Annotated in this window: 7 protein-coding genes, 12 pseudogenes and 1 riboswitch; of the genes and pseudogenes, 2 read left to right on the forward strand and 17 right to left on the reverse strand. The window is 75.5% G+C overall.

Features of this window, described 5'->3' with window-relative positions; all coding sequences use genetic code 11:
* Positions 1–44: 44 nt before the first annotated feature.
* The 7 genes and pseudogenes from tsaB to glyA (UK94_RS47855) form a co-directional block, all read right to left on the reverse strand.
* The gene (gene tsaB, locus UK94_RS11170; protein WP_011602335.1) at positions 45–851 is read right to left on the reverse strand and encodes a tRNA (adenosine(37)-N6)-threonylcarbamoyltransferase complex dimerization subunit type 1 TsaB; all 807 of its coding nucleotides are present in this window, start codon (positions 849–851) and stop codon (positions 45–47) included.
* Between the two features lie 143 nt (positions 852–994).
* Positions 995–1483 carry a tRNA (adenosine(37)-N6)-threonylcarbamoyltransferase complex ATPase subunit type 1 TsaE gene (tsaE, locus tag UK94_RS11175; protein WP_011602334.1) on the reverse strand — a complete coding sequence of 163 codons (489 nt, stop codon included), beginning with the start codon at positions 1481–1483 and terminating at the stop codon, positions 995–997.
* 40 nt (positions 1484–1523) lie between these two features.
* The coding region (locus UK94_RS47835) for an alpha/beta hydrolase (protein ID WP_235487449.1) at positions 1524–2091 on the reverse strand (568 nt) is incomplete at its 5' end.
* Position 2092: 1 nt separating this feature from the next.
* A pseudogene (locus UK94_RS47840) lies at positions 2093–2732 on the reverse strand (alpha/beta fold hydrolase); the annotation flags it as partial.
* Between the two features lie 138 nt (positions 2733–2870).
* Positions 2871–3307: pseudogene (gene glyA / locus UK94_RS47845) on the reverse strand (serine hydroxymethyltransferase); the annotation flags it as partial.
* Position 3308: 1 nt separating this feature from the next.
* Positions 3309–3492 (reverse strand): annotated as a pseudogene (glyA, locus tag UK94_RS47850) (serine hydroxymethyltransferase); the annotation flags it as partial.
* A 1-nt stretch (position 3493) separates the two neighbouring features.
* A pseudogene (gene glyA / locus UK94_RS47855) lies at positions 3494–4105 on the reverse strand (serine hydroxymethyltransferase); the annotation flags it as partial.
* A 55-nt stretch (positions 4106–4160) separates the two neighbouring features.
* Positions 4161–4246, reverse strand: a riboswitch (ZMP/ZTP riboswitch).
* A gap of 160 nt (positions 4247–4406) precedes the next feature.
* On the opposite strand from glyA (UK94_RS47855), the gene UK94_RS11190 reads away from it, so the two are divergent.
* Positions 4407–4754, forward strand: a complete 348-nt coding sequence (locus UK94_RS11190) for a hypothetical protein (protein WP_231861509.1) — start codon at positions 4407–4409, stop codon at positions 4752–4754.
* Here UK94_RS11190 and alr read toward each other — a convergent pair.
* The 10 genes and pseudogenes from alr to UK94_RS47895 form a co-directional block, all read right to left on the reverse strand.
* The coding region (gene alr / locus UK94_RS47860) for an alanine racemase (RefSeq protein ID WP_235487452.1) at positions 4755–5258 on the reverse strand (504 nt) is incomplete at its 5' end.
* 1 nt (position 5259) lies between these two features.
* Positions 5260–5818: pseudogene (locus UK94_RS47865) on the reverse strand (alanine racemase); the annotation flags it as partial.
* Position 5819: 1 nt separating this feature from the next.
* A pseudogene (locus UK94_RS73495) lies at positions 5820–5909 on the reverse strand (hypothetical protein); the annotation flags it as partial.
* 48 nt (positions 5910–5957) lie between these two features.
* The coding region (locus UK94_RS47870) for an NAD(P)H-hydrate dehydratase (protein WP_313949477.1) at positions 5958–6355 on the reverse strand (398 nt) is incomplete at its 5' end.
* A 1-nt stretch (position 6356) separates the two neighbouring features.
* Positions 6357–6718: pseudogene (locus tag UK94_RS47875) on the reverse strand (NAD(P)H-hydrate dehydratase); the annotation flags it as partial.
* 1 nt (position 6719) lies between these two features.
* Positions 6720–7565, reverse strand: a pseudogene (locus UK94_RS47880) (NAD(P)H-hydrate epimerase); the annotation flags it as partial.
* A 78-nt stretch (positions 7566–7643) separates the two neighbouring features.
* A pseudogene (locus tag UK94_RS47885) lies at positions 7644–7746 on the reverse strand (holo-ACP synthase); the annotation flags it as partial.
* Position 7747: 1 nt separating this feature from the next.
* A pseudogene (locus UK94_RS11205) lies at positions 7748–8000 on the reverse strand (holo-ACP synthase); the annotation flags it as partial.
* Positions 8001–8191: 191 nt separating this feature from the next.
* A pseudogene (locus tag UK94_RS47890) lies at positions 8192–8586 on the reverse strand (PadR family transcriptional regulator); the annotation flags it as partial.
* 1 nt (position 8587) lies between these two features.
* Positions 8588–9112, reverse strand: a pseudogene (locus tag UK94_RS47895) (PadR family transcriptional regulator); the annotation flags it as partial.
* A 158-nt stretch (positions 9113–9270) separates the two neighbouring features.
* Between UK94_RS47895 and UK94_RS11215 the strand changes: the two are divergent.
* Positions 9271–9846 carry an SWIM zinc finger family protein gene (locus UK94_RS11215; RefSeq protein WP_041938853.1) on the forward strand — a complete coding sequence of 192 codons (576 nt, stop codon included), beginning with the start codon at positions 9271–9273 and terminating at the stop codon, positions 9844–9846.
* Positions 9847–9939 lie beyond the last annotated feature (93 nt).

Raw genomic sequence — 9939 nt, forward strand, 5'->3', positions numbered from 1 at the left:
GGCGGCGCTCGGCGCCACGCCGTCGGGTTGCGGTAGCCGCCGCGTCACACCCTGACCGGCTTCGGCGCGTGCGGTTCGGTCGCGTCCGGCCGCCGCAGGTAGAGCGGAGCCAGGACGCTCGGATCGCGACCGGCCAGCAGGTCCGCCCCGGCGAGACCGACGAGCAGCTCCGGACGCGGATACCCGCCCGCCGGCGTGCCTGCGCCCGCCCCGGCCGCCCCGCCATTCCCGGTCGCGCTATTCCCGGTCGCGTCATTCTCGGTCACGTCGTCGTCGATGGTGGCGAACCCGGCGAACGGTTCCGGGTACAGCGCCCGGCCGGGACCGGTGACGGCGCCGACGCCGAGCTCCCGCAACGTCTGGGCGACCTGCGCCGGACGCCCCACGGCGGGATCACCCACCCGGACCCCGCCGACGTAGCGGGCCCAGTAGACCTCGCGGCGCCGCGCGTCGGTGACCACGCCGACCGCGCCGGCCGTGGCCGCGCCGATACCGTCGAGCGAGCAGACGCCGTGCACGGGGATGTCCAACGCGTCCGCGAAGGCCGCGGCGGTCACCATCCCGACCCGCAGGCTGGTGAAGGGCCCGGGCCCGGCCCCCACGACGACGGCCGCGAGGTCCGACGGGCGCGCGCCCGCCTCGTCGAGGACCGCCCGCATCGACGGCGCGAGCAGCTCCCCGTGGCGGCGGGCGTCGACGGTGACAACGCTGCCCCGCGGCCAGACGTGCACGCCGGGGCCGGCGGGATCACCGGCCGCCGCGCTCCCCGCCCGCGCGGGATCGGAGGCGGTCAGCTCGGCGAGCGCCACCGCGCACGCGGCCGTGGATGTGTCGAGGGCCAGCACCAGCACGCATCCAGACTACGGACCGCCGCATCGGCCACGTCGGGTACCCGCCCCACCGCGGCCCGGCGCAGGCCGCGCGCTCGATCCGCGGCGGTGGCGGCACGCAGGCGGCGCGCTGGATCCGCGGCGAGGTCGCGCAGCCGGCGCGCTCAGTCCGCGGCGAGGTCGCGCAGCCGGCGCGCCCAGCTCGGGCCGGTGGCGACGAGGCGGACCGTCCTGGTCTCGCCGGCCTCGTCGGCGGTGGGCCGGGTGAGCACGAGCTCGAGATGGTCCTGGGCGAGCCCCTCGACCAGCCCGGCGCCCCATTCGACGACGGTCACCGAGGTGTCGGCGTCGGCGTCGAGGTCGAGGTCGTCGACCTCGGTCACCCCGCCGAGCCGGTAGGCGTCGACGTGCACGAGCGGGATCCGGCCGTCCGGGTAGATCCGCGCGAGCACGAACGTCGGCGAGGTGACCGTCTCCCGCACGCCGAGCCCGGCGGCGATGCCCTGGGTGAGGACCGTCTTGCCCGCGCCGAGCGGGCCGGAGAGCACGAGCAGGTCGCCCGGGCGCAGCAACACGCTCAGCCGGGCGCCGAAGTCCCGCATCCGGTCCGCCGTGGGCACGACGACCACGTCGCGCTGCCGGGCGGCGTTCATGCCCATCACCTCCTCGCGGGCCCGGGTCGACCGGGACCGGTCAGGCGGCCGTCCCGCCGGCGTCGCGGTCGGCGACCGCCGCCCGGTCGGCCGACGGGGCGCCATCCGCAGCGGCGCCGACCGGGGCGGCACCCACCGAGGCGGGCGGGAGACCCGACCGCGACCGGGGCAGCGGCAGCGAGAACTCGGCGAGTGACCGCTGCACCAGCCTGCGGATCGCGGCGTTCACCGCCTCGGGCCGCTCCAACATGATGGCGTGGCCGGCGTCCTGCTCGACGACCAGCTCCGCGTCGGGCAGGATCTCGGCGATCGTCCGGCTGTGTGCCACCGGGGTGATCAGGTCGGCGTCGCCGACGACCAGCACGGTGGGAATCCCCACCAGGCGGGCGGCGGCGTCCAGCCGGTCGTTGTCGAGCAGGGTGGGCAGGAACGCGGCGATCACCGCTACCGAGGTGTCCGAGACCATCGTCTCCAGGAACGTGACCACCGCCGGCGGCAGATCGGTCGCGCCGAAACCGATCCGGCGGGTCACCTCCCAGGACATGTCGCTGCCCCGCCCGCGAACCCGCTCCAGCAGGCCCGAGGTGTGCCGCATGCCGACGGCGATGNCGGGCAGCACCCGACGCACCACCGCCGTCGCCAGCGCGGGCAGCCCGAGGGTCACCTGGGCCAGCTCCGACGCGCTGGTCGACAGCAGCGCCACTCCGACGATCCGGTCGTCGAAGAGCTCGGGATGGGCGTCGGCCAGGCCCAGGACCGCCATGCCCCCCATCGAGTGGCCGACGAGGATGATCGGCCCGCCGGGCACCCGTTCGCGGATCACCTGGTAGAGGTCGTCGGCGAGCACGTCGATGGTGCAGTTGCCAACCTCGGACGGCCCGGAGCGCCCGTGCGCGCGCTGGTCGAAGAAGACCATCCGGCCGAGGTCCGCGAGGGCCTGGTGCTGCAGGGTCCAGCACTCGGCGGACACGCAGAACCCGTGCACGAACACCAGCGTCAGCGGCGCGTCCGGCGGACCGGTCTCCTCGACGTGCAGCGGCACGCCGTCGGTCGCGATCACCGTGGCGACACGGCCGCCGATCGGCTCCAGCGCCGGCTCCGGCGGCCCGTCCGGCCGGGTGCGGCGGCGGCGGATCGCCCGCTGCTGCGCGACCAGGCCGGCCGCGACGGCCGCGCCGACCACACCGACCGATCCCGTGGCGGCGCGTGCCGCCCGGGAACCCGCGAACGGGCCCACGGTCCTCACCATCGGTGCTCCCTCCTCCGGGCTGCCCTGAACCGATGATGCACCGCGGGGGCGCCCGGAGCAGGCGTCACGTGACGCACGCGTAACCACGCTCCGGACCCGGCGGGTCGGAGCGTGGTCGCGCGTGGAGCGCCGCGACGATCAGGCGAAACCGGGCATCGGGAAGCCGCTGACCAACTCGGTGACCTGCTCCCGGACCCGGCCGATCGTCGCGGTGTCGCCGGCACCGGCGGCCTTGACGACGTCGTCGATCCAGCCGGCGAGCACCGGCATGTGCGCCGGGGTCAGACCGCGGGTGGTGATCGCGGCGGTGCCGAGCCGGATGCCGGAGGGGTCGAACGGCTTGCGCTTGTCGAAGGGCACCGCGTTGTAGTTCAGCTCGATCCCCGCCGCGTCGAGCGCCTTGGCCGCCGGCTTTCCGCCGATGTCCTTGCCGGTGAGGTCGATGAGGATGAGGTGGTTGTCGGTGCCCCCGGTGACGAGGTCGAACCCGCGCTCCACCAGTGCCTCGGCCAGCGCGCGGGCGTTCGCCACGACCGCGTGGGCGTAGTCGCGGAACGCGGGCGTCGAGGCCTCCCNCAGGGCGACCGCGATGGCCGCCGTGGTGTGGTTGTGCGGGCCGCCCTGCAGGCCCGGGAAGACCGCCTTGTCGATCGCCGTGGCGTGCTCGGCGTCGGTGAGCAGCATGGCCCCGCGCGGGCCGCGCAGCGTCTTGTGCGTGGTGGTCGAGATCACCGGAGCGTGGCCGACCGGGGAGGGGTGGNCACCGCCGGCGATCAGCCCGGCGATGTGCGCGATGTCGGCGACGAGCACCGCGCCCACCTCGCGCGCGATCTCGGCGAAGGCCGGGAAGTCGATCGTCCGCGGGATCGCCGTCCCGCCACAGAAGATGATCTTCGGCCGCTCGGTGCGGGCCAGGTCGCGCACCTCGTCCAGGTCGATCCGGCCGGTGTCCGCGCGCAGCCCGTAGCGGACGCTGCGGAACCACCTGCCGGTCGCCGACACGCTCCAGCCGTGCGTCAGGTGGCCGCCCATCGGCAGCGACAGGCCCATGACCGTGTCCCCGGGCTGGGCGAAGGCGAGGTAGACGGCCAGGTTCGCCGGCGAGCCGGAGTACGGCTGGACGTTGGCGTGCTCGACGCCGAACAGCGACTTGGCCCGATCGACGGCCAGCGTCTCGATCGGGTCGACGACCTGCTGACCCTCGTAGTACCGCCGGCCGACGTACCCCTCGGAGTACTTGTTGGTCAGGACGGAGCCGGACGCCTCCAGCACCGCGGTGGAGACGTAGTTCTCCGAGGCGATCAGCCTGATCGACGCGTGCTGGCGGGCGGCCTCGGCCTCGACCAGCCCGGCGAGCTCGGGATCGGCGACGGNGAGTTCGGGAAGCGGGGGATTGTGCATGCTGACCTCCGGCAGGTCTCATCCNGCCGGAGGCACCCAGGCGCACGGCACCGACCCGCTCATCGCTCCCCGGTGGTCAGTTCCACCTCTGTGCGCCAGTCGCGACTCCCAGCCAAGTGTAGCCACCGGTCTCCCCGGACCCGGCACGGCCGACATCTGTCCGATCGGTCGGCCGACCGACAGCACGGCCGGGTCACATCCGGGCCGCCGGGCCGGGCCGAGCCGGGCGGAGTCCCTTACCGTGGAACGAGGCCGGGACGCCCGGTGGGGGCGGTGGATGTTTTCGTTGCGGAGGCGGGAATCGTGAAGCTGGCGTGGCGCAGGAGCAAGGACATCCCGGTGAGCGCCGGTCGCGGCCTGACCGGCCCGGAGCGGGCCGCCGCGCTCGGGATGGTCGACGAGTCCGAGCCGGAGGCGGAGCTGGAGCTGACGCCCGCCGCGGCGGCCCCGGCCGCCCCCGGCCCGGTCATGCTGACGCTGACCACCCGTTCGAAGATCGAGCAGGCCGAGCGGGAGGCCACCGAGGCCGCCGCCCGTCCGGTGCGCCGCCGGATCGAGCGCGGCGCGCTCGGCGGCAGCGCCCCCACCGGCGGCGGCTGCTCCTCCGGCGGCTGCGGCTGATCAGACGTAGACGCGCGGGACGCGCTGGCCGATCCGGGTCACGATCTCGTAGTTGATGGTGCCCAGCGCCACGGCCCAGTCGTCCGCGGTCGGCTCGCCGAGGTCGCCCGGGCCGAACAGCCGCACCTCGTCGCCCGCGGCCACCTCGTCGTCCCCGACGTCGAGGACGAACTGGTCCATGCAGACGGTGCCGGCGATGCGCCGCCGGCGGCCGCCGAACAGCACCTCGCCGGTGTTCGTGGCGGCCCGGGGGATGCCGTCGGCGTAGCCCAGCGGTACCAGGGCGAGCGTCGTCTCCCGCGCCGTGGTGTAGCGGTGGGCATAGGACACGCCCGTGCCGGCCGGCACCCGCTTGACCAGCGCGGCATGGCTGACCAGCGACATCGCCGGCCGAAGGCCGAACCGCGCGGGCGGGCCGACCTCCGGGCCCGGGGAGAGCCCGTAGACCGACACCCCGGGCCGCACCAGGTCGAAGTGGGCCTCGGGGCTGACCAGGGTCGCCGCNGAGTTCGCAAGATGCCGCACGGTCGGCGCCAGCCCAGCCTTCTCGGCGATGTCGACCGCGTCCCGGAACGCCCCGATCTGAGCCTGCACCGTCGCATGCCCGGGGGCGTCGGCGAACGCGAAGTGGCTCCACACCCCGAACGCCTCGATCACGCCCTCGGCCTGCAGCGCCGCGGCCTGGTCACACAACCCCGGCCAGTCGCCGGGCATCGCCCCCGCCCGGCCGAGGCCGGTGTCCGCCTTGAGGTGCACCCGGGCCGGTCGGCCAGCCAGCCGCGCGGCCGCGGCGATCTCCGTGAGGGTCCAGGACGCGGAGGCCGACACGTCGATGCCGGCCGAGATCGCCTCGCCGAAACGCTCACCGGGCGTCGCGAGCCAGCACAGCACGGGCGCGGTGATCCCGGCCGCGCGCAGCGCGAGCGCCTCCTCGAGGACGGCCGTGCCCAGCCAGCTCGCCCCGGCGTCCAGGGCAGCCCGGGCGCAGGGAATCATGCCGTGGCCGTACCCGTCGGCCTTCACGACGGCCATGGTGGCGGCGTCGCCGGCGCGGGCCGCGAGAGNGGCCACCGAATCACGGACCGCGTCGAGCTCGACGGCGGCATACGTCCGGGGTTCGCTGCTGGCGGACGCCCCTGGCCCCTGCACGCTCATGGCCGCCACGCTACTCGCCGTGACCGCCCGCCGGGTGCCCCCGACCGGCTACGCGAGCAGCTCCGCGATGACCCGAGGCAGCAGGTTGGGCAGGTCGCCGGCGGCGAGCGGCGCGGCAGCCCGCTCGGCGGCGCGCCCGTGCAGGTACGCGCCGACCGCCCCGGCACCGGCGGCGGGCAGCCCGGCGGCGAGCAGCGAGCCGATCAGCCCGGTCAGGACGTCCCCCGTGCCGGCGGTGCCCAGCCAGCCGGAACCGGTCGTGTTCACCCAGGCCGCCCCGGCCGGTTCGACGATCAGGGTACGGGTGCCCTTGAGCAGGATCACCGCGCCCGTCGCCGCGGCGGCCCGCCGGACGGTGGCGAGGCGGTCCGCCGCGAGGTCCGCCGTCGTGCGGTCGGGATCCCAGCCCAGGGCGGCGGCTGTGAGCCGGCCGAACTCGCCCTCGTNCGGGGTGAGGAGAACCGGCGCGCCCCGGTCACGCAGCGCCGCGGGATCCGCCGCGAGGATCTCCGCCAGCGGGTCGAGCGCGCCCGCGTCGACCACGACCGGAAGGTCGGTGCCGAGCAGTCCGGCCACCAGCTCCCGGACCGCGGGCCCCGGGTCCAGTCCCGGGCCGATCGCCCAGGCCTGAACCCGGCCGGCGGCGAGCATGGCCGCGCGGTCCCCGGCCCGGACGGCGGTCACCACCGCCTCGGGGTGCGCCAGCCGGACGAACTCCCCCGCCCGGCTGGCGACACCCACCGCGGAACCGCCGGCGTCATCGGCTCTGTCTCTGTCTCCGTCTCCGTCATCGTGGGCGTGGGCGTGGGNGTCGGGCGTCTCGGTCAGGGCGTGGCCCTCGGTCACGACTCGCAGGTAGCCGGCGCCGCCGCGCAGCGCACCGCCGACGGCGAGCACGGCGGCACCCGGATAGGCGTCGCTGCCCGCGACCAGGCCGAGGACCCCCCGGCGGTACTTGGACGACTCCGGGCCCGGCACCGGGAACATGGCGGCGACGTCGGCGTCGTCGAGCGCCCGCAGGTCGGGTTCGGGCAGCGCCAGCCCGATGTCGACCAGCTCCACCGGCCCGGTGTGGGCGGCGCCCGGCATCAGCCACAGGCCGCGTTTGTGCGTGCCGAACGTGACGGTGGCACTGGCCCGCACGGCGGGTCCGGTGACGGCGCCGGTGTCCGCGTCGACGCCGCTGGGAACGTCGACGGCCACGGTGCGCTCGGGCGGCGCGAGGGCCGCCAGCCGGGCGTGGTCCGCCCGCAGGCCGCCGCGGCCACCGATGCCGAGCAACCCGTCCAGGACGAGGTCGGCGCGGTCCACCAGTCCGCGCAGCGTCTCGTCGTCGAGCTCCGAGGCGGGGCCGTGCAGCCTGCCGCCGGCGGCGAGCAGGGCGGCGCTGCCCTCCGGATGGGTGCGGCCGGGTGCGACGGCGTCGACCCGAGCGCCCCGCGCGGCCAGGCGTGCGCCGGCCCACAGGGCGTCACCGCCGTTGTCACCGCCCCCGGCAAGCACGACGATCCGGGCGCCGTAGACGTGGCCGAGGCGGCGGGCGACATGGGCGACCAGGCCGTACACCGCGCGTTGCATGAGGGCTCCGGGCGGCAGGCAGGCGAGCAGCACTGCCTCGGCGTCCCGGATCTGGGTGACCGTGTGCGCGTTCCGCATGCCGCCATGCTGCCCCGCGCCGAGCGGCCGGTGCCGCAGGAAGGCGGTCAGCAGGAGAGTTGGCCGGTAGGAAGGCGGTCAGCTCTCGGCGACGACCATCGCGATGGCGACCCCGCCGTCGTGGGTGAGGGACAGGTGCCAGGAGGCGATGTCGAGCCGCTGCGCCGCGGCGGCCACGGTGNCGCGAATCCGCAGCGACGGCCGCCCACCCGTGGCCAGGACGACCTCGGCGTCGTGCCATTCCAGCCCGGGCGGCGCCCCAAGCACCTTCGCCACGGCCTCCTTCGCCGCGAACCGGGCGGCCAGCCGCTCCGGGCGGGCCAGACCGCGCTCCGCCGGGGTGAACAGGCGCATCGCGATCCCCGGCGTCCGGGACAGCGTCGCGGCGAAACGGTCCACGTCCACCACGTCGACGCCGACACCGACCACCGCCATCGCGCAAGCGTCCCATACCGGTGCCGCGGCCCTCGGTGGACCGTGCGCCGCGCCGCGCCGATCGCGCCGCGGCCGGGCGCACCCCCTCGAATCAGGGCCTCGCCCTGCCCGAAGGGGTGGCCCGCCGGCGGATCCTGAGCCGCGGTCCCGACAGTCCCCGGCCAGGGCCAGGGCCGGGGCCGGGATCAGAGTCAGGACTTCGCATCCCAGCCCGACGCGGGACCGTCCACCGTCCCGTCACCGTCCTGCGCGGCGGCGTCGTTCCCGGCGGCGGCCTGCCCGGCGCTGTGGGCCCCCTCCGCGGTCGCCGGCTCGCCTTCGTCGCCGGCCAGGATGCGGTAAAGGCTGCGGCGGGTCTCGGTGAGCAGGGACCGGGCGGCGGCGATCTGCGCGTCGTCCCCGGCCTGGGCGACCTGGACCACCGCGGCACCCACCGCGAAGGCCAGGGAGCGCAGGCTGGTCAGCTCGTCGTCGGCGCTGGCCGCGGCGGTCTCCCACGGCTTGCGGTGCCCCACCCGGGACTCGACGTGGGCCCGCCCGAGGTCGGTGAGGTGGAAGACCCGCTTGCCCTCCGCCTCCTCCGCGCNCACGAGCCCCTCGTCGGCGAGCAGGGACAGCACCGGGTAGACCGAGCCGGGGCTCGGCCGCCAGGTGCCACCGCTGCGCTCGGCCAGCTCGCGGATCATCTGGTAGCCGTGCATGGGCTGCTCGGCGAGCAGGGCCAGCAACGCCTCGCGGACGTCGCCGCGCCCCACCCGCGGCCCACGGCCGAAGCCACCCGGCCCGCCGAAGCCCGGACCGAACCCGGGACCGAACCCGGGACCGGGGAAGCCGCCGAACGGCGGCCAGCCCGGGCCACCGCCGCGGCGCCCGCGCGGCCGCCCCTCGCCGGGTCCGCCGTGCTCATGCCGCCCGCCGCCGTGCCCGCCGCGCGCCGTGCGGCTGGTGCGCTCGCGAGCCGCCGACTCCTTCGTCCCGCACCCGCCGGCCTCACGCTCCGCCCAGCCGGCCACCGTCTCGAAGAACTCCGACAGCCGCGCGGGATCGAAACCCGCCGCGCGCCCCCACTTGCCCCAGGGTCCCCATGGGCCTGGAATCGCCTGCGATGTCATGATCTTGCCCTTCATCTCCACGGAAGACCAACGGAGGTCATCCGCTCGCTATCGCGTACGCTAACGATATATCGCGATGCTACGTCTGACAAGANGNCCTTGGTAACGCCGGGGACCTGGCCGGTACGATCCGCCCTCGCATTCCGTAGGATTGACCAGTGATCATTTCTGTGTCCGGAGAGAACGGGCACGGCGGGGACGCCGTCACCCCGCTCGAAGCAGCCTTCGAGGAACGTGCCTGCGCACAGCGCGCGGGTACCGACGTGTTCATCGAAGGGGTGAACCTGGCCCTGCTCGGCCGCGTCGAGCAGCTGCGCATCCGGCCTACCAACGCCTCGGGCACGGTCGACGACGACGGGCCGCACGAGGTCCGGCTGGAGGCCGCCGACGACGGGCCGCGCACCGGCTGCACCTGCCCCGAAGGGGCGACCGGCTCGTTCTGCCGCCACGCGGTCGCCGTCGCCCTGGTCGCCACCGGCTCGGCGGGACTCGCCGACGACGACGAGGATGCCGACGACGACGAGGACAACGGCGGGATCATCGGCGAGAGCTCGCTGTTCACCGACGATCCGGTGCACGCCGCGATGCGGGTGTTCCTCAGCCGTGTCCCCCGCGCCGAGCTCGTCGAGACCCTGCTCGACGCCGCGGACGACAACGAGGCGGTCGCCGACGCGCTCTGGGAGGCCACCGTCGCCTGGCACGGCCGCCAGCACGGCGCCGCCCCCTCGCCCTGACCCAGCCCCCGAGGCCAGAGGCCCCGCGAATCGCCGAAGGCCCCGCCGACCAACCCAGGAAGATCGCCAAAGGCGATCTGACGGAAACCGGCT

The organism is Frankia sp. AvcI1 (genome assembly GCF_001420875.1).
GTDB lineage: Bacteria > Actinomycetota > Actinomycetes > Frankiales > Frankiaceae > Frankia > Frankia alni.